The sequence below is a fragment of the Pseudahrensia aquimaris genome, assembly GCF_042676045.1.
In the GTDB taxonomy this organism is placed as follows: domain Bacteria; phylum Pseudomonadota; class Alphaproteobacteria; order Rhizobiales; family Rhizobiaceae; genus Pseudahrensia; species Pseudahrensia aquimaris.
The window spans coordinates 127,982-152,463 of sequence record NZ_JBHTJV010000013.1 but is presented as its reverse complement, the minus strand read 5'-3'; the positions used below and the strand labels follow the sequence as shown (position 1 = coordinate 152,463).

20 protein-coding genes and 1 tRNA gene are annotated in these 24,482 nt (G+C 56.6%); 16 read left to right on the top strand and 5 right to left on the bottom strand.

Annotated features, from left to right (window positions below; all coding sequences use genetic code 11):
- Positions 1 to 425 precede the first annotated feature (425 nt).
- Positions 426 to 512: transfer RNA gene (locus ACFQ14_RS14225), tRNA-Leu, on the bottom strand.
- A 124-nt stretch (positions 513 to 636) separates the two neighbouring features.
- Here ACFQ14_RS14225 and ACFQ14_RS14220 point away from each other — a divergent pair.
- The 12 genes from ACFQ14_RS14220 to ACFQ14_RS14165 all read left to right on the top strand — a co-directional run bounded on the left by ACFQ14_RS14220 (position 637) and on the right by ACFQ14_RS14165 (position 13,129).
- Positions 637 to 1,371, top strand: a complete 735-nt coding sequence (locus tag ACFQ14_RS14220; RefSeq protein WP_377213419.1) for a competence/damage-inducible protein A — start codon at positions 637 to 639, stop codon at positions 1,369 to 1,371.
- Positions 1,372 to 1,478: 107 nt separating this feature from the next.
- A complete protein-coding gene (locus ACFQ14_RS14215) occupies positions 1,479 to 2,060 on the top strand; it encodes an alpha-ketoglutarate-dependent dioxygenase AlkB (protein WP_377213418.1) in 582 nt (193 codons plus the stop codon).
- 79 nt (positions 2,061 to 2,139) lie between these two features.
- Positions 2,140 to 2,652, top strand: coding sequence for a xanthine phosphoribosyltransferase (gene gpt, locus ACFQ14_RS14210; protein WP_377213417.1), 513 nt, complete (start codon positions 2,140 to 2,142; stop codon positions 2,650 to 2,652).
- A 4-nt stretch (positions 2,653 to 2,656) separates the two neighbouring features.
- Complete coding sequence (locus ACFQ14_RS14205; RefSeq protein WP_377213416.1) at positions 2,657 to 3,010, top strand: RidA family protein; 354 nt, start codon at positions 2,657 to 2,659, stop codon at positions 3,008 to 3,010.
- Between the two features lie 11 nt (positions 3,011 to 3,021).
- Positions 3,022 to 3,798: a maleate cis-trans isomerase family protein gene (locus ACFQ14_RS14200; protein ID WP_377213415.1), complete on the top strand. Its 777-nt coding sequence runs from the start codon at positions 3,022 to 3,024 to the stop codon at positions 3,796 to 3,798.
- A 64-nt stretch (positions 3,799 to 3,862) separates the two neighbouring features.
- Positions 3,863 to 5,098, top strand: a complete 1,236-nt coding sequence (locus ACFQ14_RS14195; RefSeq protein WP_377213414.1) for an MFS transporter — start codon at positions 3,863 to 3,865, stop codon at positions 5,096 to 5,098.
- A gap of 59 nt (positions 5,099 to 5,157) precedes the next feature.
- Complete coding sequence (locus ACFQ14_RS14190; RefSeq protein WP_377213413.1) at positions 5,158 to 5,568, top strand: BLUF domain-containing protein; 411 nt, start codon at positions 5,158 to 5,160, stop codon at positions 5,566 to 5,568.
- A gap of 35 nt (positions 5,569 to 5,603) precedes the next feature.
- Positions 5,604 to 5,840, top strand: a complete 237-nt coding sequence (locus ACFQ14_RS14185) for an SH3 domain-containing protein (protein ID WP_377213412.1) — start codon at positions 5,604 to 5,606, stop codon at positions 5,838 to 5,840.
- 1,152 nt (positions 5,841 to 6,992) lie between these two features.
- Positions 6,993 to 10,736 carry a vitamin B12-dependent ribonucleotide reductase gene (locus tag ACFQ14_RS14180; protein ID WP_377213411.1) on the top strand — a complete coding sequence of 1,248 codons (3,744 nt, stop codon included), beginning with the start codon at positions 6,993 to 6,995 and terminating at the stop codon, positions 10,734 to 10,736.
- A 32-nt stretch (positions 10,737 to 10,768) separates the two neighbouring features.
- Complete coding sequence (locus ACFQ14_RS14175) at positions 10,769 to 12,073, top strand: SIR2 family NAD-dependent protein deacylase (protein ID WP_377213410.1); 1,305 nt, start codon at positions 10,769 to 10,771, stop codon at positions 12,071 to 12,073.
- A gap of 95 nt (positions 12,074 to 12,168) precedes the next feature.
- Positions 12,169 to 12,687 carry a hypothetical protein gene (locus ACFQ14_RS14170; RefSeq protein ID WP_377213409.1) on the top strand — a complete coding sequence of 173 codons (519 nt, stop codon included), beginning with the start codon at positions 12,169 to 12,171 and terminating at the stop codon, positions 12,685 to 12,687.
- Positions 12,680 to 13,129, top strand: coding sequence for a hypothetical protein (locus ACFQ14_RS14165; protein ID WP_377213408.1), 450 nt, complete (start codon positions 12,680 to 12,682; stop codon positions 13,127 to 13,129). Before ACFQ14_RS14170 ends, ACFQ14_RS14165 begins: the two co-directional genes overlap by 8 nt.
- Positions 13,130 to 13,275: 146 nt before the next feature.
- Here ACFQ14_RS14165 and ACFQ14_RS14160 read toward each other — a convergent pair whose 3' ends face one another.
- The gene (locus ACFQ14_RS14160) at positions 13,276 to 13,485 is read right to left on the bottom strand and encodes a hypothetical protein (protein WP_377213407.1); all 210 of its coding nucleotides are present in this window, start codon (positions 13,483 to 13,485) and stop codon (positions 13,276 to 13,278) included.
- A gap of 3 nt (positions 13,486 to 13,488) precedes the next feature.
- Positions 13,489 to 15,801, bottom strand: a complete 2,313-nt coding sequence (locus ACFQ14_RS14155) for a 2OG-Fe(II) oxygenase family protein (RefSeq protein WP_377213406.1) — start codon at positions 15,799 to 15,801, stop codon at positions 13,489 to 13,491.
- A gap of 47 nt (positions 15,802 to 15,848) precedes the next feature.
- On the opposite strand from ACFQ14_RS14155, the gene ACFQ14_RS14150 reads away from it, so the two are divergent.
- A complete protein-coding gene (locus ACFQ14_RS14150) occupies positions 15,849 to 16,727 on the top strand; it encodes a DUF533 domain-containing protein (RefSeq protein ID WP_377213405.1) in 879 nt (292 codons plus the stop codon).
- A 7-nt stretch (positions 16,728 to 16,734) separates the two neighbouring features.
- On the opposite strand, the gene ACFQ14_RS14145 is transcribed toward ACFQ14_RS14150, so the two are convergent.
- A complete protein-coding gene (locus ACFQ14_RS14145) occupies positions 16,735 to 17,307 on the bottom strand; it encodes a DUF3726 domain-containing protein (protein WP_377213404.1) in 573 nt (190 codons plus the stop codon).
- A complete protein-coding gene (locus ACFQ14_RS14140) occupies positions 17,304 to 19,040 on the bottom strand; it encodes a hypothetical protein (protein WP_377213403.1) in 1,737 nt (578 codons plus the stop codon). Before ACFQ14_RS14140 ends, ACFQ14_RS14145 begins: the two co-directional genes overlap by 4 nt.
- A gap of 195 nt (positions 19,041 to 19,235) precedes the next feature.
- Between ACFQ14_RS14140 and parE the strand changes: the two genes are divergently transcribed.
- From parE to ACFQ14_RS14125, 3 genes are all read left to right on the top strand, one after another.
- Positions 19,236 to 21,302 (top strand): DNA topoisomerase IV subunit B, encoded by a 2,067-nt coding sequence (gene parE, locus ACFQ14_RS14135; protein WP_377213402.1) that lies wholly within the window; start codon positions 19,236 to 19,238, stop codon positions 21,300 to 21,302.
- Between the two features lie 183 nt (positions 21,303 to 21,485).
- On the top strand, positions 21,486 to 22,949 hold the full coding sequence (locus tag ACFQ14_RS14130; protein ID WP_377213401.1) for a DEAD/DEAH box helicase: 1,464 nt from the start codon (positions 21,486 to 21,488) through the stop codon (positions 22,947 to 22,949).
- 137 nt (positions 22,950 to 23,086) lie between these two features.
- The gene (locus ACFQ14_RS14125; protein ID WP_377213400.1) at positions 23,087 to 24,436 is read left to right on the top strand and encodes a M48 family metalloprotease; all 1,350 of its coding nucleotides are present in this window, start codon (positions 23,087 to 23,089) and stop codon (positions 24,434 to 24,436) included.
- Positions 24,437 to 24,482: the final 46 nt, after the last annotated feature.

Sequence of the window (24,482 nt, the reverse complement as noted above, 5' to 3'; positions counted from 1 at the left end):
TAGCAGACATTCGATAAGTTCATCGAACGGCTAGGATGGGCTCCAAGCTGCCATCTTAGCATGGAGGTTGGAGACCGATCGGCAAGATACTTTGCATCCACGTCATTAATCAGAAATTTGAGGGCGAGAGCGAATTGCGGTTCATGCCACGGTGAGACGGCTGGACATGCCGGTGAACTCGTAACACCAATTCAAAAATGTGGAACGAGTTGAGATGTTGGAGCGATAAGCCTGCAACGGAACCGCTCTGCTCTGTATTATCGGTTCCGTTTTGGCCTGCTCTGGAATGATGGCGGTTGGCATTAAACAGCCGTACAAATGTGCAAAATCGATAGTCCAATGCAACCACCGAAGCCCAGCAGCCGAAGAGGCTGCCGGGCGAAGGCCCGCCCCATCGGAGCGCCTTTGGCGCGTGAGATATAAAATGGTGCCCTCTGCCGGACTTGAACCGGCACGACCGTTAGGTCCACGGATTTTAAGTCCGATGCGTCTACCAATTTCGCCAAGAGGGCATTTGGCCGCTTTGAAAGGGTTTTCGTGGCGACCGCAAGGCTGATAAAGGCTTTTGACGATTTGATAAACCCTGCCTTTCAGCCAGCGCACAGATTGCGCGCATTTTTGATGATGAGAAACAAGATGAGCCAACCCGTTACCGCCGCCATGCTGGTTATCGGCGATGAGATCCTGTCCGGGCGCACGAAGGACAAGAACATCGGTTATGCGGCCGAATATCTCACCAACATGGGCATTGATCTGAAAGAGGTGCGCGTGGTCTCCGACGACCTCGACGAGATTGCCGATGCGGTCAACGCGCTTCGCCACAAGTACACTTACGTTTTCACCTCAGGCGGCATCGGCCCGACCCACGACGACATAACGGCTGACGGCGTGGCGCAGGCGTTCGGCCTGCCCTGCGAACATCACCCGGAGGCGCTGGCCATCTTGCGCGAGCACTACGCTAAGACCGATTTGGACTTCACCGAAGCCCGACAGCGCATGGCCCGCACCCCGCGCGGCGCAACGCTCATCGAAAATCAGGTCTCAAAAGCCCCCGGCTTCAAGATCGGCAATGTGCATGTGATGGCCGGCGTGCCGAAAATCATGCAATCCATGATGGACGCGATCGGCCCCACGCTGGAAGGCGGCGCGAAGGTTCTTTCCAAACACATAGACTGCCCCGTCGGCGAAGGCACAATCGGCGGGCCGCTGGGTGAAATCCAGAAAAAGCACTCCGAGACGATGATCGGCTCTTATCCGAAGTTCGACGGTAGAAATATCACCACGCAAATCGTCGTGCGCGGACGGGATGAGGCGCAGGTGGATGCAGCGATTGCGGACGTAGAGGCGATGGTGGCGGGGTTGACGGGGTAATTGCGTGCCGCTCAAAGGTCGTTTTTGCCCCTGGTTCGCAGATGAGAAGTTAGAAATAAACTGCCAACAACACAAAACGCGTAAACGTGGATTTTGAAACTGAAGACATGGATTTAAACGACCTGCAACGCATACCAAATGGACTGCAATTAAAGCGGAACTTGATCTCATCCGAGCAGCATGACCGTTTGCTGAGCCAAGTGGATGCTCAACCTTGGCGGACCGACTTGAAGCGACGCGTGCAGCACTATGGTTGGCGATATGACTATCGGGCACGCTCCGTTGCGCGCGATGATTACATCGGCCAATTGCCCAATTGGCTGAGCAGCATCGCTCACAAACTCAAGGCGGATGGTTTTTTTGCTACCATACCGGATCAGGCAATCGTCAACGAATATCTTCCAGGCCAGGGCATTAGCTCCCATGTCGACTGTGAACCATGCTTTGGCGATAGCGTCGCAAGCCTTTCTCTCGGCTCACGCTGTGTAATGAACTTTGAGCAGGTGAGTGACAGCACCAGATTTCAAGCCTTGCTGGAACCCTGCTCCATGATCATCATTTCTGGTGAAGCGCGTTTCGGCTGGAAACACGGAATTGCTGCTCGAAAGAGCGACGTGATCGGTGGCATTCGCCATAAACGTAAACGGCGTGTTTCAATTACCTTCAGAACTGTGAATTCTGGGCGTTGATGCAAAAGCGGCAGGTATTGATCGCCTCCCTTCCCTGCGCTACTCCCGTGCGACCTCTTTCCCAGTGCGAGCGTCTTCCATGTCCTCACCCAAAAAATTCCCCGTTTCGTGGGATCAATTTCACCGTGATTGCAAAGCGCTGGCTTGGCGGTTGACTGGCCTTGCAGATGCGAACGGCGGCTGGAACGCTATCGTTGCGATCACGCGCGGCGGCCTTGTGCCAGCAGCGATTATTGCGCGGGAATTGGGCATCCGAAACATCGAGACGGTCTGCATCGCGTCTTATCATGAATACAAAGACCAGGGTGAGTTGGAGGTGCTGAAAGGCATTTCGCCCGATCTGATTTCGGGCTCCGGCGGTCAGGGCGAAGGCGTGCTGATTATTGACGATCTCACCGATACAGGCGCAACCGCCCGCAAGGTGCGCGAAATGCTGCCCAAGGCGCACATCGCCACCGTCTACGCCAAGCCCAAAGGCTGCGAGATGGCGGACACGTTTGTCACCGAAGTTTCTCAAGACACGTGGATCTATTTCCCGTGGGACATGGAAATGTCCTATGTCGAACCCATTTCAGGCCTCAAGGACGGATAAAACCATGACCATAACCCGCTCGCATTCCAACCAGCGCATGAGCCAGTGCGTCGTCCACGGCGACACGGTCTATCTCGCTGGGCAAGTCGCGCAATCCGCCCCCGGCGGCACGGTGACAGCGCAAACGCAAGCCATTCTGGCGCAAATCGATTCGCTGCTTGCAGAAGCCGGTTCCGACAAGACCGAAATCCTATCCGCCACGATCTGGCTGTGCTCGATGGACGATTTCGCGGAAATGAACGCAGTCTGGGACGCATGGGTGCCCGAAGGCCATGCACCCGCTCGCGCCTGTGTCGAATCCCCCCGCTTGGCAACACCCGATTTCACGGTCGAAATCGGCATCATCGCCGCGAAATAAGGATCTGGCGAATGGCAGACTTCGACCTCATCGAGAACCTGCCCTTTACCACCCAACAGGCAATCGGTGCGCGCGCGAGGCTTGGTCTAGTCGTTCTGGCGAGCGACTACACGCTGGAGCACGAAATCGCCGCCACGCTCGCACGGTCCGATATGCCGGAGGGTTTGGCGCTGTACGTCTCCCGCATCGCCAATTCTCCGCAAATTACGCCCGACACTCTCGCTGCGATGGGGCCAAACCTCACCGAGACTGCGGAGCGCTTGCTGCCCGGCGATAACCTTGACGTGCTGGCCTATGGCTGCACGTCGGCGTCGATGGTGCTCGGCCCTGATGCGGTGAACGAACGCCTCACCGCTGCCAAACCGATGGCCAAGCCGACCAACCCTGCCAGTGCGGCATTCGCTGCGTTGACCGCTCTAAAGGCCAAGCGCATCGCTGTGCTGACGCCTTACACAAAAGACGTGAACGCATATGTGGCTGACGGTTTGACGAAGGGCGGCTTCAAGATTGAGGTTTTCGGTTCGTTCAACGAGCCGATGGATCCGGTTGTCTCCAGCATCGACCCGCAAAGTCTCAACGGCGCAATCGACACCATCACAAAAGGGCGCGACGTGGATGCGGTGTTCGTCTCCTGCACCTCGGTTCGTTTGATGGATGCGGTTGCCAAGCTGGAGCGAGAAACCGGCCTGCCCGTCACATCCTCCAACCACGCCATGATCTGGCACATGCTCCGGCTGGCGGGGGTAAACGAACGTTTTGACGGCTTGGGCAGGCTCTACACCGTCTAACGACGTCATTGCGGTGACAATTTCCCCACTGGCACCCATCCCCCACTTCGCTTAAACACGCCCGATGGCCGCAAGAAACCCCGCCCTATTCTTCATCATTCTCACCGTGGTCATCGACATGCTCGGTGTCGGCCTTGCATGGCCAATCTTGCCTCAACTCGTCGAGGAACTGTCAGGCGCAGATTTCTCCGATTCGGCTCTGATCTACGGCTTTCTCATGTCGGGTTTTGCGCTGGTGCAATTCTTCGTCTCGCCCTTCGTCGGCATGCTGTCGGACCGCTACGGCCGCCGGCCTATTCTGCTGATCTCGCTGTTCGGATTGGGCGTAGACTACATAATCCTCGCGCTTGCTCCGAACCTATGGTGGCTCGTCGTAGGGCGTATTCTTGCAGGCCTGTTCTCCGCCACCGTATCCACCGCCAACGCTTATATCGCCGACATAACGCCCCGCGAGGGCCGCGCAGCAGCGTTCGGCCTGTTGGGAGCAGCATTCGGCGTTGGCTTCACGCTTGGCCCGCTCATTGGCGGCGTGTTGGGCCAATACGACCTGCACTATCCTTTCTGGCTCGCCGCTGCGCTGGCGTTTGCAAACTTTATACTCGGCTGGTTCGTGCTGCCCGAATCGCTTCCGGTCGAAAAGCGTTCGGCAATCGATATCCGCAAGGCAAACCCGTTTAGCGCCCTGCTCTATATCCGCCGCTATTCATCGCTTGCCATCCTTCTGGTCGCCCTGCTCCTCACGGGCATCGCCCAGCAAGGCTTGCAAGGCATCTGGGTGCTGTGGACCAAGGCTCAATTCGATTGGGGCGTGGCGGAGGCGGGCTACTCGCTCGCATGGGTGGGCGTGTGCATGGCCTTCGTCCAAGGCTGGCTCGTGCGCCAAGTCGTTCCGATCTATGGCGAACGCAAGGTTATGTTCACTGGCTTCATCATCTCCACCTTCGCCTTCGCCGCCCTACCCTTCGTGACCGTCGGCTGGGTCGTCTATCCGGGCATTCTCATCCATCTTATCGGTTGGGGCTGCGCCGCGCCTTGTCTTACCGCGCTGATGTCGCAAAACGTGCCGGACACGGAACAAGGCCTCCTGCAAGGCACGATGGGCTCGGTCAACACAATCGCGATGATTCTCGGGCCGCTGATCGCGACTGGCATATTCGCCAAGTCAGTCGGCCCCGATGCGTGGATCGATATGCCCGGCTCATACTATTTCTTCGGCGCTATCCTATTCGTCATCGTGCTGGGCATTATATCGCGCGACACCCGCCGCAGCCGAAGTGTTGAAAAGGTAGAATCCACCTAAGCAACCGTTTCCAAACCGCGCCCTTCCGCGCCATAGTGAGCGCAGGAGGAAAAGCCGACGTGTATGAATTGGTGTATGCCAGCGAAGCAGTCGCTGGGCTGACGCAAAACGATATTGAAGATATTCTGAGCTGCGCCAACGCCCGCAACCCCGCGCTTGGCATCACAGGGCTGATGATTTTCGACGGCAAGCGCTTCCTGCAATTGTTGGAAGGCCCTTTCGATTCGGTCGAAACCATCTTTGCCTCGATAGAACGCGATCCCCGCCATACAGATATCATCCGCTACTATGGCCAGAACGTCGCTACGCGCTCTTTCGATAGTTGGTCTATGGGTTTCAAATCGGTCGATTCCGCCAAGGCGTATGAAGAAGTGGCCAGAATGGAAGGCCGCTCGCTCAATCTCTCGGCCGCTGATCTGCCCTCGATGGGCGGACGCTTGCTGCGATTGTTACACGATGCAGACGAATAGAATTTGTCGAGGAAGCTTCGCAACAAAGGTCTGCAATGAGCCCATCATACCGCGTCATTGTTTCTTGGAAAGCGAGCTATTCAGACCCCATTGCCGTTCAAAACGGCGAACAAGTTTGGCTGAGCGGCAAGACAGACGAATGGGATGGACATGTCTGGCTTTGGGCCAAGGACACACGAGGCAAAGAGGGCTGGGTTCCAGACAGCATTATTGAAGCGACTGAGAATCAGTGTTTCGCCAAAGAAGCATTTTCTGCGCTCGAATTGAGCTGAAGCATTGGCGATCAACTGGTTTGCCTGGATCAAGCCCATGGCTGGCTGCTGGGCAAAGCAGCAGACGGGCGGCAAGGATGGGTGCCACTGGATAACTTGGAACAAATCCAGCCTCAACGGGGTGTTTAATTGGCAGAACACTGCGCATACCCCGTCCAGACACTCCCAAGCCCCTGCAAGGTGATGGCTATCAGGGATTGAGACCAAGCCGACACATTCGACAGGCGAACAACCTTCTGTTTTACAATATATTTTCTTGATATTTGGCTTCGCAGATTCGGCGAAATGAATGCCTTTCCAAAGCGCTTTCAGCCCGAGAATCGGGGAACCGAGAAACGCCTTTTTGGGTCAACAAGTTTTTTTCATTTTTTTTGCTGTCCATCTTTTGACATGTGACCAACATGTGCAGAACCGCCAAAACCGTTTGAAATGCCGTGTTTAGCCTATGAACTTGCTGTTGATGGCCACAAGCACCCTACCCACTAGTCCTAGTAGGCCACAGTTTTGCGGGCCCCAGCATGTTGACCCAACAAACCACTTTGTTAGTTTCGCCACCGTCAGTACGACCACTCTCTCATCTGCAAAGCCGCTCGATTGCGCGGCACGCAAAAACGGGGGTGAACAATCCGGCCTTCGAGTAGTTTGTGACGTCTGAACGGGTGTTTGTTTTCAAAAAACCGTTTTGATGCACTGCGCTTCTCTGTGTCCAAATTCAGGGCAGAAAGGTCGAGTGAGATTTTGTTAACGATCTGTTAACACAATTAGAGCCTACTACATCTTGTAGTAGGCGGGGCGGAAGGATACTATATAACGCGTTGGCGACAGCGAAGCGATTGAACCAATCGCACTCACGCTTTCAACCGCAACACGTCATAGCACCTTGCGAACCACTGTATTTTTAGGAGCGGCTTCGTTGTCGGCTCCGCACGCGTAACACCGGATGATGCAAGCCTTTCAGGGGCTGGTTTCATCGTCCGCATGCCGGAGGCGGCATCAATGGCCAAGCGGTTCGTTCAAGAAACCGTCGTCCACTGGGTCCGCCACACATTCCGGGGAAGACAAACCGGGGGCACTGCTGAACAAAAGCGGGGCTAGAAATTGAGACAACCGGACGGCAGGAAGCCGATCCGGCGAACGAGGGACTATCGAACGATGCGCATTGAACGCCACTATACCGAAGCTGGAAAATCACCCTTTGCGGGCGTGCCGATGCGCACCGCTACATCCGAAATCAAAAACCCGGATGGCTCCGTGGTGTTCAAGCTGGAGGACATTTTGGTCCCCGAGCAGTTCAGCCAGGTTGCAGCTGACATCATCGCACAAAAGTATTTCCGCAAGGCGGGCGTACCAGCCGTACTGAAGAAAGTCGAAGAGAACGATGTTCCCTCCTTTCTGTGGCGCTCGGTTGAAGACAAAGACGCGCTAAAGAAACTGCCGAAAGCCGAACGCTACGGTCCGGAAATGACCGCTGAGCAGGTTTTCCGCCGTCTGGCAGGCACTTGGACCTATTGGGGCTGGAAAGGCGGCTATTTCGACAGCGATACCGACGCCGAAGCCTATTTCGACGAGCTTTGCTTCATGTTGGCGACCCAGAAGGTCGCGCCAAACTCTCCCCAGTGGTTCAACACAGGCCTGCATTGGGCATACGGCATCGATGGCCCCGCCCAAGGCCACTATTACGTTGACTTCGAGACCGGCAAACTGACCAAGTCGAAGTCCTCCTACGAGCACCCACAGCCGCACGCTTGCTTCATTCAGAGTGTTGGCGATGATCTCGTGAACGACGGCGGCATTATGGACCTTTGGGTTCGCGAGGCGCGCCTGTTCAAATACGGTTCAGGCACAGGCTCCAACTTCTCCTATATCCGCGGCGAGAACGAGCCCCTCTCCGGCGGCGGCAAGTCCTCCGGCCTCATGTCATTCCTCAAAATCGGCGACCGCGCAGCAGGCGCGATCAAATCTGGCGGCACAACGCGCCGTGCGGCGAAAATGGTTGTCGTCGACATCGACCACCCGGATATCGAGCAATATATCGAGTGGAAAGTGACCGAAGAGCAGAAGGTTGCGGCCATCGTGACCGGCTCGAAAGTCGTCTCCAAGCACATGAAAGCCATCATGAAAGCCTGCGTGAACTGCGAAGGCCCGGACGGCGATTGCTTTGACCCGAACAAGAACCCAGCCCTGAAACGCGAAGTGCGTGCGGCGAAGAAGAACATGGTGCCGGAAAACTACGTCGCTCGCTGCATCGCGCTGGCACGCCAAGGTTACACCGATATTGATTTCCCGGTTTACAACACCGATTGGGACTCTGACGCCTACCTCACGGTTTCCGGCCAGAATTCCAACAACTCGGTGTCCATCAAAGACGAGTTCCTGCAAGCAGTCGAAAAAGACGAAGAATGGAACCTGATCGCCCGTAAAGACGGTTCGGTGACCAAAACGTTGATGGCCCGCGACCTGTGGGACAAAATCGGCACAGCAGCCTGGCAGTCCGCCGACCCAGGCCTGCACTACAACACAACCATGAACGACTGGCACACCTGCCCCGAAGCTGGCCCGATCCGCGCATCGAACCCCTGCTCCGAATATATGTTCTTGGACGATACGGCCTGTAACCTCGCTTCGCTGAACCTTCTTCAGTTCCGCAAGGGCGACAAGTCCTTCGATGTTGAAGCTTTCGAACACGCCACACGTCTTTGGATGATGGTGCTGGAAATATCGGTTCTGATGGCACAGTTCCCGTCAAAAGAAATCGCACAGCTTTCCTACGATTACCGCACGACTGGCCTCGGCTTCGCCAACATCGGCGGCCTGCTTATGACGGCTGGCATTCCTTATGACAGCGACGAAGGCCGCGCGATTTGTGGTGCGATCACCGCAATCATGACGGGCGTTTGCTACGAGACATCCGCTCTGATGGCCAAGGAGCAAGGCCCGTTCCCGGAATTTGCACCAAACCGAGAGCACATGCTGCGCGTGATCCGCAATCACCGCAACGCCGCTCACGGCAATGCGGACGGCTACGAAGCTCTCGCTGTGAACCCTGTCCCGCTGGACCATGCCAACATTTCCGACAAAACGCTCTCCGACCACGCGAAAGCCGCTTGGGACCGCGCTCTGGAGCTCGGCGAAAAGCACGGCTACCGCAACGCTCAATCCACCGTCATCGCACCCACGGGAACAATCGGCCTGGTGATGGATTGCGACACGACCGGCATCGAGCCAGACTTCGCGTTGGTGAAATTCAAGAAACTCGCCGGTGGCGGTTACTTCAAAATCATCAACCGCGCCGTGCCGGAAGCTCTGTCAAACCTCGGCTATTCCGAAGCCGAAGTGGAGCATATGATCACCTATGCGGTCGGCAACGGCACGCTGAAAGGCTCCAACGCCATCTCCCACGGTGCGCTGGAAGCCAAGGGCTTTGGCCCCGAGCAGATCAAGGCTGTCGAAGACGGTCTGGCACAAGCGTTCGACATCAAATTTGCCTTCAACAAATGGTCGCTGGGCGAAGAATTCTGCAAAGACAAACTCGGCCTAACCGACGAGCAGTTGAACGACTTCAACTTCGATCTTCTCGCCGCTATCGGCTTCTCGAAGGACGAAATTCAGGCCGCCAACATCTATTGCTGCGGAGCGATGACGCTGGAAGGCGCACCGGGCCTGAAAGACGAGCACCTGCCCGTCTTTGATTGCGCCAACCCATGCGGCAAGATCGGCACCCGTGCGCTGTCCACAGAATCGCACATCCGCATGATGGCAGCGGCCCAGCCGTTCATCTCCGGCGCGATTTCAAAGACGATCAACATGCCAAACGATGCAACCGTTGAGGATTGCACCGCCGCTTACATGCTGTCTTGGAAACTGGGCCTGAAAGCCAACGCGCTCTACCGTGATGGCTCCAAGCTCTCCCAGCCCCTCAACGCTTCGCTGATCGAAGATGAGGACGACGAAGACGCGCTGGAAAACCTGATCGAAGCGCCGAAGGCTGCCGCTGCGACGCAGATCAGCGAAAAGATCGTTGAGAAAATCGTTGAGCGCGAAGTGCGCCGCCGCCAGAAGCTGCCAAACCGCCGCAAAGGCTACACCCAGAAAGCCGTCGTTGGCGGCCACAAAGTGTACCTGCGCTCCGGCGAGTTTGACGATGGGTCGCTCGGCGAGATTTTCATCGACATGCACAAGGAAGGCGCTGCCTTCCGCGCGATGATGAACAACTTCGCCATCGCCGTGTCGCTAGGCCTGCAATATGGCGTGCCGCTGGATGAATACGTGGAGGCCTTCACCTTCACCAAATTCGAGCCAGCCGGCCCCGTCATCGGCAACGATGCAATCAAGAACGCAACGTCGATCCTCGACTACGTGTTCCGCGAACTGGCCGTCTCCTATCTCGACCGCCACGACCTTGCCCATGTCGACACATCCGATTTCGGATCGACCGCTCTGGGCAAAGGCGTGAAATCCGGCGAAGCGCAGGCCGTTTCCCGCGGCCTGACACGCGGCTCGAAGCTTTCGGTCGTTGACGGTTCCGCCAGCACGGGAAGCGACCCGAAAGGCTCGTTCTCCGGCGGAAACGGCGGCAGCGGCGGCTCAACGGTCGTCACAGCCATCGGCGGCGGAACAGCAACCACGGCAACCGCCATCGCTTCCCACCCCGTTCACGACGGCATGGCCGAAGCGGCCACCGCCTTCAAACGCGACTACGAGGAAAACAACCGTTCAACCGTAGAACAAGGCGAAGTAGCCCCAGCCCACACACCCTCCAAAGGCGAACAGCGGGCCATGGCCAGAATGCAAGGCTACGAAGGCGAAAGCTGCCCCGAATGCCAGAACTTCACGCTCGTGCGAAACGGGACTTGTTTGAAGTGCGACAGCTGCGGCGGGACGACTGGGTGTAGTTAAGAAGCGATGAGACTTAGCCTCTAAACCACAGCATGAGTGACTACTTTGAAATAGCTTATTCCGCTGCGTCCAAACGCTTATGTATTCTATCCGGAACCGGCTTTTCAAAGGCCGTTTCCGGAAACGCGGCTCCAAGCTGGATTGAGTTGTTGGAGCAATTAAGTAGCCACTGCAAAAATGGAAAAGAACTACTGACTGAACTCCTTCCAGAGGATAGTGCTCCGGCGCTAACACTGGAGGAGATCGCAGAGGTCATCAGGCTGAATTTGGAAAGTGTCGACAAAGACATCTACGAAATTACAGCGTCTGTGATTTCGGAAATTGAACTGTCGGGAAAAATTGACGAAACGCAGAAATTTCTGGCTGGTTTCGAAGGTACGATATTTACTACTAACTATGACAAGTTAGCGGAAAATCTGACCGGTGCGGAACGAACTCAGTCACTGACACCTGGAAGACCGATACCGAGATCAAATGCTGCTGTAAATGTCTTTCATATACATGGCTCAATCGACTCTCCTCAAGATATGATTATCACAACGAAAGATTATTACAGATTTCTGAGTGGTGAAAACTATTTTTCTAGGAAAATAAGTACAGCCTTGCTAGAGAATACTACAGTCATAGTTGGATACTCTCTTTCAGACTTCAATCTCAAAAAGATATTGGACGAACTAAGAAACTCCCACTCTGGATTTTCCTTGGGTTCAAATTTGTTTTTCGTATCGCGGGATGAAATTAGCCAAAATGTGAAAGATTTTTACGCTTCAACATTTGGAATTCGCGTAATTGATGATACAGAAGTCGAGCAATTCTTTTGTTTACTTGGCGGTGAAATGGAAGAAGCAAAAAATTGCCTCGAAAAAACTCGAGAGACAGTGCGCAAAGTATTTAGAGATGAATATGAATTTACCGATAATTATCTAAAGACAAAAAATTGCTTCTTCGAGATTATATCAGCCGCAGAATCTGATGGAATAGACCTGTCAGAGGATGCAATGGTGTCAAAGGTCGGAGAGATGCTCAAACGGAAAATAGGGTTTTCTCAAGAAACTAGTGCTTGGTCGCAGTATGAGCATCTAGCGAGTTGGCTCACCCACTGGGCATGCAAAAAGGACATTGCTGGAAGTTCAATCGAAACCGTTTTCCTTGAAGCCGTAAAACATTCAATGGAACACATGAGAAGCGAGAACAAACTAGGCTACTCATGGGCTGCCTACGGCGTTTGGAAACAAAAATGGTCTAGCTTAACGCCCGAGAACCGAAAGATGTTGAAAACCTATGTTCGAGAGCAAGTCGATTCGGAGGACGGTAAGCTGTTGGTAAGTTCGCTGTAAGTCTTTCCCGCCCCCCTTCACCCTCCACTAACCACATCCTCAACTTCCCCTGCCCAATGAACACTTCACCCACCGCCCTGCCCTAAACTGGCCCCATGGCAGCGGCGATTTACAGTTATGGATCTTCCCGAAGGGCTCCTGTTCGGGCATTTGATCCGTTCGATCCTGATGAGATCGACGCGCGGGATCGTGTGCGGTCCATGCTGTTGCTGATTGTCGTCGCCTTTGCGATCATTTTCGGCCTTTACCTGCTCATCATGAATGAACATGCGCCGGATGGCGTGCGGGGCGCTGCGAGCCTCAGTCTGCCGCTGCTGGCGTTCGTTTGGGAAACGCTGCGTTTCCTGTTTATTGGCCCGCTTCCCGCAAACAAACTTCATACGCTGAAGCGTTTTCGCTCGCTCCATACACGGGTATCGCTGCGGGCTGCCCCGTTTCTGTTTGCTGCGGGCATCCTGTGGGCAGATACGTCGAACGGCTTGGCCGTCTTCCTCTATGAATGCGCCACGTTCGGCACCCTTCTGTTTGTGCTGCTGACATTTGGCCTGCGACACGCATATCTGAACAGAAAGCGCGACATCATCAAAAGCGCTCAGAGGTTTGCCTATGGCTGACGTGAACCGACAGAACGAGCGCCAGAACCAGATCATGCTCGGCATCGCCATCGCGGTCATCATGGTGCCGTTTCTTGGGCTTTTGACCTATCTGATTTTCGGTGACTTCGACCCAGCCTTGCCCTCAACGTGGATCCTGATTGCTGTGTTCCTTGTTGGCATGTTTTTCAAGGAAATCGCTGAACGCACCTATGGCCCCGCGCTCGACAAACGCCTCGCTAACGTGCCCCTTTTCTGGCGGTTCGTTGCAGAGGAATTCAACAAGACCGCCGGCATCTGCCTGTTCATCGTGGTGCTGATGCACCTCAGCCCCGGAGACGCTCTGGGGGAAAATTACGGCACGATCGGCAAGATTGGCATTGTGTTCGGCCTGCTCATCGGTCTGTCGCTGTTCTGGGCCGCTGTGCGCCTCGGCTACTACCATTGGCGCAACCGCTCCTGAAAAATTTATCCCGGCACTTCACTCCTCCCATACCCTTACCCCACCCCGTGCAACGAACGGCGCGTATTGGACGGTCCGGTGCGGTCTACTTGTGAGGGGTCGGTTGCGGGACGAATAATTGATCGTTTCCGCCTGCCGGATGAAATTCAGAGAACGGTCTGTTTCGAGAAGCCGCACGTCGGGCGCTTGAAAATAACGCTGGGCCTTTGCGGAGAAGTCGGGGCAAGCACTTCGACACCGTCTGCGATGTTGGCAAGCATGGTGTGGCATGTGCGAACGATGGTGTTGAGTGGATGGTTTCCGTTGAGTGGCGCGGGATTTTCTTCCGCGCCGAACGGCCAGCCAACCTTCACCACACATCACCCCCTTTGCACTTCCACCTTCGCCTTCACGCTCTTCGCCGTCTTCACCCGCGCTGGGCGCTTGCGCGGTGCTTTCTTCCTAAAATCCGGCCCCTTGTAGAACACGATCAGAGACCAGCGTTCGCCTTTTGTCGTCTGCGTCACGCCGTGCACCACGTTGCCGGAATGCAGCACGGCCTTGCCGGTCTGGCGGGCCACGGTTTTTAGCTTTTTGCCGGGTTTGGCCAGCAGGTCGCCGCCTTCAAATTCGTCATTGTCGTTCAGCGCGATGTTGATCGTGTAGCGGCAACTGTCGGCATGGAACGAGATGTTGGGGCGCGTCTCGGGCGAATATTTGCGGATGAACATCGTCGTGTGCTCCGCCACTTTCGCCACGTCCACATCCGCCGGTGCGCCCAACAATTCGGGCAGCTTCAACACCGCAGCCGCCTTCTTGGCACCCAGGATTTTCGTCAGAAGCGCGTGGCTTAGGTTCACCTGATATTCCGGCAATTCGTCCACCGTGTCAGGCACCACGGAGGTCATGTGATCGGCGGCGTAGTCCAGCAGTTTGGCGCAGTCGGCCTTGCTCAGCACATCGACGTTTTCCAGCACTTTCGGCTCGTCACCCGGCTCCTGCTTGGTCTTGCGGCCATAGGCCTGAATGCGCGCAAGCTCCGCCTCGGTGGCCTTGGCGGGGTCGGTGTTCTCCACCAGAAAGCGGTTGATGACCGGGCAATCACTGCGCTTGAACTTCTTGCGCCCCAGTGAAGCGTCGCGTTTCAGCTTTTCCATCATCAGTTCGATCTTTGGCACAGGTGCGGTAATAGGCTGCGCGGTGCCGCATGCAAACACGATATCATCGCCGTGCTTCTTCGCGCGGTACTGCGAGACAGTCAGCAGGCCCGGACGCGCAACAGAGGGAACATCAATACCCACCGCCATCACATCGCCGCTGCCGGAAAGGCCATGGCGGCGGAAACCGCTGGCAAAGACCAGATCCCCCGGCCCCATATTCATCGAAGAACCATCGCGAAACTTCGCCATCACAGCGTTGTCGGCATCGTGGTCCAGCCGCACATACGCGCAAAGGTGGTGCCGCCCGCGCCGCATCGTGGGCGCGTCGTGGCCGTTCAACCGCTCAACACTGGGAACGCTCATCACAGCACCGTCGGCGCTGATGTTCTGGTCGCGCAGATAGCAATAAAGCCGGTCGGCCACGTTGTTGAACGCCTTCCAGCTCGTGCTACCCTCGCGCGTCAGATGGCTGACGCCGTCCGCCTCGCGCCATTTGGTCGGATCGGCTGCGGCCATCTTCTCAGCGTAAAGCCGCCCCTCGGCGCGGCTGGAGACGTGCCGAAACCGGCGCGTTTCCCAAAGCACGTGGTCTTGCGCAGGCACCAGCATGTACCGGTCGGCCGAGCGGAAATAGCGCGACGCCTTCGTCAGTGGCACCCCGTCGCTTGCATCCGGCAGCGCGGCAGCGGGCGTGCGGGCGCTAAAGCGTTTGACGGGCGCGCGGTCGGGAAGCTGGATGGTTTTCCACTTCTCCGGCGAGGGCATCAGGAATTCGTCTTGCCCCTTGTTGTCGGCCCGCGAGGTGATGATGATGTCGAAGGAGACCGAGATACGGTCCTCATCCGTCATGTTCTCCGCCACCGAATGCAGTGTCTTGGCAGGGAACAAAACCAAACGCCCCTCTTGCGGGGCATAGCTTGCCACCTTGCGGTTGAAGGCGTTGATGCCCGAATAGGCCTTGGTCATCGAAGAGCCGAGGCCCGGCGTCAATTCGTTGGGCTTGGTGTCGTTGTGAAACGAAATTTCGCCGGACTTGCTCGCGTCTTTCGGCACAGAAATGTAGCAAACGGAGCTCAGATGCGCCGTGTTGTGAGCGTGGCGCTTTACACGCTGCCCGCGTGTACCGATCACTGGCCATGAGCGCTGAATGTGAATGTCCAGCTTATCAAGATTATGCCCCAGCGCCTTCAGATAGGCGACGATGTTGGTTTCAAGCTGCTGCGTCAGCCAAGCAAAGACTGGGTCGTCGTGGATCGCATCAACGCCGTGCACATCGCCCGTCCAACTTGAGCGCTTCGACGAACGCTTTTCGCCAGAGGCCTCGCGCAGAGCATAGATGTGGTCGACCATCGCCTGTTTGTGTTGAGCAAATCCCTCAAGCTCTTCGACAAACAGCCCAAGCGGAAACCATTCCTGCATCGGCATCGCTATTCCCCTCGTCACATTGCGCCTCAGACCGCGCAGTTTAAGACAGGTTTCTAAAATATCCATGAACCAGCCATCGCAGGGCACCTTGAAACGGGCCCGTTTCATCTCCACACTCTGTCCACACAAATTCACACCTCTTGGAGAATATCGGTATGGGCATGATGGGAACACTGGCGAAAGTCGCCATCGGTATTGCGGTCGCCAAAGGCGTTTCCGGCATGATGAACAGAGGCGCCAGTTCAGGCGGCGGTGCGGCTCCCCAAGGCGGTGCCTCCGGACGAACGGGCGGCGGCGGCTTAGGCGATATTCTCGAACAACTGGGCGGCGGAGGCTCAAGAGGCCAACAAGGCGGCGCGCCCTCTTCCGGTGGTGGCTTAGGCGACATTCTGGGCCAACTCTCAGGCCGTGGCGGCAGCGGCGGAGGACTTGGCGGCGGCTTGGGCGATCTGCTCGGACAACTCGCAGGCGGCGCGGCAGCAGGCGGCGCAGCCCGCGGCGGTCAGCAACAGCGGGCTGATGAAATTATGCCCCCGCCCCCATCCAGCGGCGGCGGCTCGGTGTTCGACGAAATGCTCGGCAACGCGCCGGCCCAACGCGATTCCGGCGGCTCTTTTGGCGATATGTTCAACGATGCCATGAACCGTGGCGGCGATCCGGCCGTGCAGCCAAGCCAATCAGAGGAAGCCGTAGCCGCGCTGATGTTGCGCGCCATGATCCAGGCTGCGAAATCTGACGGCCATATTGATGAAGAAGAGAAAGCCCGTCTGCTCGAAAATCTGGACGAGGTGTCAGAAGCCGAGCGCCGCTTTGTGCAGGCTGAAATGGCAGCGCCGATAGATATCGACGGGTTGGTGGCGCAGGTTCCAGCCGGTCTGGAACAGCAAGTCTACGCGATGAGCCTTGCCGGCATTCGGCTGGACGATCAGGCAGAGGCGCAATATCTGCACTCGCTTGCGCAAGGTCTCGGCATCGAACCACAAGTCGCCAACGCCATACACGATCAATTGGAGCAGCCGCGCATTTATTCCTAATCGCGGTTCAATCGTTGTCGTTCAATCCCGCTCCGGCGCCAGCCAAACGGCTGGCTTCGGTTGCGGGTGCGTAGGTTTTGTGTGCATGAATTGAAAGCCGCCGCATCGCAGCTTTGGCCTGTGGCTCAACTCTGGAAAAACACCCGCCCGTTGGCGCTTCCGCCAGCGAGGAGAACGTAAGGCGAGCGCTGTCACGCATTGCGGGGCCATTTAAAACCATGCCAGTCGCTGCAACGTCCCATACGCTTCCATCGACACTCACCCGATGGGCGGTCTGCGGCAGCGCGGTCACGACAAACGGAATCAACAACAGAGGTTGCGCGATGGGCCGTTCCAGTGAGGCCAGCACAATTGCTCCATCGCAAAGCGATGCGCCCAGACGCAGCGGACAAGCCTTTGGCGGTGTCGGGCCTGTATCCAGCAGCGCTGCAAGAGCCTCCACTCCGGGCGCACCACGCGCTTGCAGCCATTCCACGGCAAAACCCGCCTCCTCGGCCAGCCCCCAATCATACCCCCCGCCTCGCGCCGCCTTTACGGCCAGCGATGCGGCTTCAGAAAGAGACCAGCCGGTTTCGCTCATGTCGTCGGCAGGCTCCGGTCAAGACGCCCTTCAACCGGCGGATAAGCCATGTCATCAGGGTCGCATTCGGTCAGTTCATAGGGAAATGGCGCGCCCTGAAACATAGTGATCCGCACCCAGCGGTCGGAACGCGGGTCGAACTTCGTCGCACCAAAGAATGAAAGTTTGCAGCGCAGAAGATCAATCGGCAGCATCGTGCTGGAAATCGTGTTGTCGCGGATCTCCGCATAGGCAAGCAAAGCCGCCCGCTGCGCCCGACGCGCAATATGACGGTGTTCCGGGTGCTGCAAGAGGAAAGCCGCTAAACGCGCTCCCCCATCCCAATGGGAAAGATCGGCCATCATCCGCGCCGCATCGCGCCCCGGCTGCAAAGGCTGCTCATAGTCTGCCACATCTTCCCAGTGGCGTTCGCCAAGCCTTGGCTCAAGCTTCTCCTCAGAAACATACCAAACTCGAGCATCATTATCTGGAAGACCATAGTCAATTTCTTGCGCCCAGCCATAAGCGTCGTTCATCAAGGTCCGCATTGAGGTGACCGACATGGAACCATCAATACGAAACGAAGACTGCTCATCAGCCATCATTGAAGCAGCCAAATCGTCAACCAGATCGCCATTCACTTCGATCATCAGCGACACCAATTGCTCCTGCCCTTCAAGTGAAAGCGAGGTTTCTGCCCAACGGTGCAGTGTATCAAAAGGCTTTCGCTCTCCTTCAACGATGGAGGGAAAAGCCTCGATCAAGGTCATCAAATCAGCCCTCAGGGCATCAATCTTCTCAATCTGCAGCAGATGGTCCGAGTTCCATCCCTGCACATTGACCAACGCACGAGAACAGAGCTGCGACAGCCGTTCCAGCTTCTGCGGGCCAACGTTCTCCAACGAACGAACCCGCGCCAGCGCCGTTTCGCGTGCATCTATCCACGAATGGATGAGCGCCGGATGGTTGATCAGAAACGGCGCCATGCCGAGGCCGGTTGAATTCCCCACCCCAAACCGACGCCGCAAGTCAGGATCGACAGCAACCGCAGTCTGAGGTGCATCGCAGGCAGCAAGATGCTCCACCAAATCCAGCGTGAAGGCGCGAATGAGGAACACCGACAGCAATTCTGGCTGGAACGAACCGGCAAATTCAGGCCGTCCATGCCATGCGCTGCGGTCCGCGGCACCAAACTTTCCAGCGCCGTAGACCGCCGTGGTGCGCATCAAATAGCCAACGCTTTCGATAACATCGACATCCGGCTGCTCGCCCTTTGCCAAAGCACTGCGCACATGGTCAAACAAGCGTACAGAACGGTTCGCTCGGGAAAGAACGAGTTCCTGCTCAGATATCCGCCCGGCTTCCTGGCGAGGCACGTTGCCAGACAATCGCTGGATATCCGCTTCGGTCGGTTCGCCGTCAAACAGCGTGAACGTTGCGTCCCACGCATCCGCAATGACACGATCAGACCGTTTCTCCGGAGGAAGATCGTGCGCGAAAGCAATCAGAGTGTAACACCGTTCCGGCCCCTTGGCGCGGTAGGTCGCCACGCCAACGCCGCTTTCATCAATACGCCAGATTGGACGATCAAATGACCAATTCTGCTGCTTCAGCCGACGCAAAAGCACCCGCATGAAGCTCAAGCGACTTTGATGGAAAGACCCCATGCGGGACAGCCTCATGACACAATCGGGCGAGCGCTTTTCCACCGCGTGACCTTGGTCAAAATCATGATCTGAAATGCGACGATCCATCATCACTCTCCCTAGCGAATGACCTCTTGCCTTATCAGTAGCAAAATTTGACTGAAGTAAAACGAAAATCGCACGGCCCATCGCGCAAAAATCCTGAAGCGGTTCTAGCAAGTCTCGCATTTGGCGAGGCAAAATGCCATTTTCCGCTTAGCGATTCGATACCAAGCACAGACCGGCACTCGAAAGACACCGCATATGGATGACAGCACCGATCTCTTCAAAGCCGCCAGCGCGGCCCCTGCTCCAGCCAGCGACAAGGCTGCGCCCAAACCAAAGGCTTCAAAGCCCGTGGTGAGAAAAGCGACGAGCAAGGATCTGGGCAAGAACGCGAGCGATGACTATTCCGCTGCTGACATTGAGGTGTTGGAAGGCCTGGAACCCGTGCGCCGCCGCCCCGGCATGTATATCGGTGGCACCGACTCAAAAGCCATGCACCACCTCTTTGCCGAGGTGATCGACAATTCCATGGACGAAGCGGTGGCCGGCCACGCCAACTGGATCGAAGTGGAACTGGATGCGGATGGCTATCTTACGGTCACCGACAATGGCCGCGGCATCCCCATCGACCCCCATCCGAAGTTCAAAGATAAATCAGCGCTGGAAGTGATCATGACGACGCTCCATGCGGGCGGTAAATTCGACGGCAAGGCCTATGAGACTTCCGGCGGCCTGCACGGCGTCGGTATTTCGGTGGTCAACGCGCTGTCGGATGATCTTATCGTTGAGGTGGCCCGCAACCGCCAGCTTTACCGTCAAACATTCTCCAAGGGCATCTGCCAAGGCCCGGTTGAACTGGCAGGAGACGTGCCGAACCGTCGTGGCACGAAGGTCCGCTTCCATCCCGATGCCGAGATTTTTGGCGCAAACGCCAAGTTTGATCCTGCCCGCCTTTTCAAGATGGCCCGCTCGAAAGCCTATCTTTTCGGCGGTGTGGAAATCCGCTGGTCCTGTGACCCTGCGCTCATCAAAGAAGGCAGCGAGGTCACCGAGAAGGCGGTTTTCCACTTCCCCGGTGGCCTGAAAGACTATTTGCAGGCCTCGCTCGGCAAACAGCATCAAGTCACCACCGAGCCATTCGCCGGATCAACCGACAAGAAGTCCGGCCACGGCGCCGTCGAATGGGCGATCACGTGGTATGGCGATGACGGCTTCGTAAATTCGTACTGCAACACCGTGCCAACACCCGAAGGCGGCACACACGAGGCAGGCTTGCGCATCGCGCTCACCCGCTCGTTAAAAGCCTATGCCGATCTGGTGGGCAACAAAAAGGGTTCCATCGTCACCACCGATGATGTGATGACTTCCGCTGCCGCCATGTTGTCGGTCTTTATTCGCGAACCGGAATTTGTGGGCCAGACGAAAGACAAGCTCGCCACCGTTGAGGCACAGAAGATTGTCGAGAACGCCATCCGTGACCAGTTCGACCATTGGCTTGCAGCATCTCCCACACAGGCGGGTGCGCTGCTGGAATGGGTGATCGATCGTGCTGAAGAACGTCTGCAAAGACGCAAGGAAAAAGAGGTCAACCGCAAGTCAGCTGTTCGCAAACTGCGCCTGCCCGGCAAACTGGCCGATTGCTCCAAAAACGCCAAAGGCGGCACGGAAATCTTTATCGTTGAGGGCGATTCCGCTGGCGGCTCGGCCAAACAGGCCCGCGACCGGGCCAGCCAAGCGATCCTGCCACTGCGCGGAAAAATCTTGAACGTCGCCTCCGCCACGCGGGACAAGATGGCCAGCAGCCAGCAAATCCAGGATCTCGTGCAAGCGCTTGGCTGCGGCACAGGTTCAAAGTTCCGCATTGACGATTTGCGTTATGACCGTGTGATCATCATGACCGACGCCGACGTGGACGGAGCGCACATCGCGTCGCTCTTGATCACGTTTTTCCATCAGGAAATGCCGGGGCTGATCGAAGGCGAACACCTCTTTTTGGCCGTCCCACCGCTCTACCGGCTCAGCCAAGGCGGCAAAACGATGTATGCCCGAGACGAGGCCCATAAGGACGAACTGCTGGAAACAGCTTTCTCCGGCCAAAAAAAGATAGAGATCGGACGCTTCAAAGGCTTGGGCGAAATGATGCCGGCGCAGCTTAAGGAAACCACGATGGACCCCAAAAAGCGCTTGCTGTTGCGGGTGGAAATTCAAGACGCTGAACCAACCAAAATCTCTATTGATGCCCTAATGGGCAACAAGCCGGAAAAACGCTTCGCCTTTATTCAGGAAAACGCCGAATTTGCGGGTGAAGATCTGCTGGACGTCTAGTTCGCGAAAGCGCTGATTCCGCAGCCAGATTGACTTTTGCAGGCATAAACCCTAAATCCTGCACATTCGCTCGGCGCTTGGATTTTTGCGCCACTGGAACGGGACCGAACCCGTTTCCTCTTACCCTTCAATCGATGGGTCTAATCGGCGTATAACGAAACCAACCGTAAAGAACGAACATCTATGAAATTTTCTGACCTTGGCCTCTCCGCCAAAGTGCTCGCCGCTGTTGAAGCTGCGGGCTATACCGAGCCTACGCCTATTCAGGCGCAGGCCATCCCCGAAGTTCTCGCTCGTCGCGATGTGATGGGCATTGCGCAGACCGGCACCGGCAAAACAGCAGCGTTCACCCTTCCCATGATCTCCATGTGCGAAAAAGGCCGTGCCCGCGCACGCATGCCCCGCACACTCATTCTTGAACCGACCCGCGAATTGGCAGCGCAGGTTGAAGAGAATTTCGAGAAATATGCCATCAATCACAAGCTCAACATCGCTCTCTTAATCGGCGGCGTGTCGTTTGAAGATCAGGTTCGCAAACTTGATCGTGGTGCAGATGTTCTGATCGCAACACCGGGCCGCTTGCTCGACCTGTTTGAGCGCGGACGCATCTTGATGACCGGCGTTGAAGTGCTTGTCATTGATGAAGCCGACCGCATGTTGGATATGGGTTTTATTCCCGACATTGAACGCATCGTGAAAATGGTGCCCTTTACGCGCCAAACGCTGTTTTTCTCGGCCACCATGCCCCCGGAAATCGAACGTCTTGCCGATCAATTTCTGCAAAATCCCGTTCAAGTTCAGGTATCCGCTGCCGCTTCGACTTCGAAAAACATCGAGCAAATGCTGGTCTCAGCGCCGAAAAAAGACTTTGAAAAGCGCGAAGTTCTGCGTGGCCTGATCGATAATGCCACCAACCTCAACAACGGCATTATCTTCTGCAACCGCAAACGGGACGTAGCGGCGCTCAACCTTTCACTGATGAAACGCAATTACTCGGTCGGTTCGCTGCACGGTGACATGGACCAAACTGCACGCACCAAGACCTTGGACGGCTTCCGCAAGGGCGAAATCAAATTGTTGGTCGCCAGCGATGTCGCAGCCCGTGGGCTGGACATTCCAGACGTATCGCACGTCTTCAACTACGATGTGCCCAACCATGCGGAAGACTACGTCCACCGCATTGGACGCTGCGGCCGCGCAGGCCGTGAAGGCTGGGCGTTTACGCTGGTCATGCCATCAGACGACAAATACCTTGCAGGTATTTTGAAACTCACGGGAGACGATATTCCGTGGCTTGATGGAAAGGCTGCATCAGTCGACGCAACTGAGGCTCCAAAGCGCCCTCGCCGCGCTAAAAAAGAAGACGCGCCGGCAAAACAGGCCAAAGACGCGGAAACATCAGAAGAAAAGCCCAAACGCGCGCCACGCAAGCGTAAGGAAGAGGCAACAGAGCCCGATCAAGTGGACGCTAACGTCCATCAAGAATCGGCACCACGCCAACCGCGCAAGTCAGAATCCAACGAGCGCTCAACAGATCGTTCCCGCCGAAACAACCGCGACAAAGACGATGGCGGACCGACGCCTCAAGGTTTGGGCGACCACGTTCCAGCCTTCATGCTGACCCCTGCAACGCTGCAAAAGGACTAGACACCGCACCAGCTTTCGAAAAGTTGATCAGCTAACATTTGCAGACATGATGGTGCCGCAATACAACGGCATTTAATGCGGATATATGCGGGTGCGCGGACGCTCCCGTTTTCCCCTTCGGATCGACAGGACAAGCCATGCCCCGCCTTTTCCGCCCTATCGCCCTTGCATTTATCGCACTCATGATTGCGCTAACGCAGTCCTTCGCCCAGCGTGTTCCACTGGTGCGCGATGCGGAAATTGAAGCGCTGATTAAAGACTATGCTCGCCCGCTAATGAAGGCTGCTGGCCTGCGCCCCGGCTCTGTGCGGTTTTTCATCGTCAACGACGACAGCTTCAACGCTTTCGTCTCGCGCGGCGGCATGTATCTGCACACCGGCTTGCTGCTGCAATCGCAGACGCCAGGCGAAGTCATCGGCGTCATCGCCCATGAACTTGGCCACATCACAGGCGGCCACGAAATCCGCCTTCAAAACCGTGCCCAAACCGCTCGACGCGTAGCGCAGATAACTACATTGCTAGGCCTCGGCTTGGGTGTGGCTGGCGCTGCGTCGGGTGATGGAAACGTGGCTGCTGCGGGCCAAGGCGTTGCGCTTGGCGGCAACAATATCGCAATGCGCGGCCTACTGGCCTATCAGCGAGACGAAGAAGCGTCTGCCGACCGTGCTGCCGCCACCTATCTTTCAAAAGCCGGCATCTCTGGCGAAGGCATGTTGCGCACCTTCAAGCGATTGGCCGAACAAGCAGGGCTCGCGTCGAGCGGACGCGAAGACCCATACCTGCGCAGCCATCCTGCCCCGCGCGACCGCATCAACGCGCTCAACAACACACTGCGCAAAAGCAAAGCCTTCGGCAAACCGGATCCAGCCAGCTTGCAGCTTCGACACGACATGATGCGGGCTAAGATCGCAGCTTACAGCGGCAATTCACGATATGCCCGTGCTGTTCTGGCCGACCGTTCCTTGCACCCAAACGCCCGCCTTTATGGCCGCGCTATCGTAGCCCACCTCTATGGTTCGGCAAAAGATGCCCTGCCCTTAATTGACAAACTGGCTAAATCAGACCCCAAAAACGCCTATCTTCAAGAGATGCGCGGTGAAATTCTACTGCGCAACGGCAAAGGCAAAGAGGCAGCCGCAGCCTTGGCACGCGCCGTTGAGCTTGACCGCTATCGCGCAGGCTTCATCCGCGTACAGCTTGGCCACGCCCAATTAGAGGCTGGTGGCGCAAAGAATGTGAAGGCCGCCATCTCCAATCTGCGAAAAGGCCTTGCCAGTGACCCCTATGCTGTTGGCGGATATCAACTGCTCGCGCGTGCATACGGAGAACTTGGCGACCGCCCCAATGCCCTGCTTTCTTCGGCTGAGTTCAGCATTCGCACAGGGCGCAAAAAGCTGGCGCGAGACTACGCTCGCCGCGCGCAGGAGAGCCTTAAACGCGGCTCGCCCGGCTGGCTACGCGCTCAGGATATCTTGACCTTAAAATAACGCTTTCACTTCATTCTCCGCTGGCAATTACGCAAAAAGGCAATCG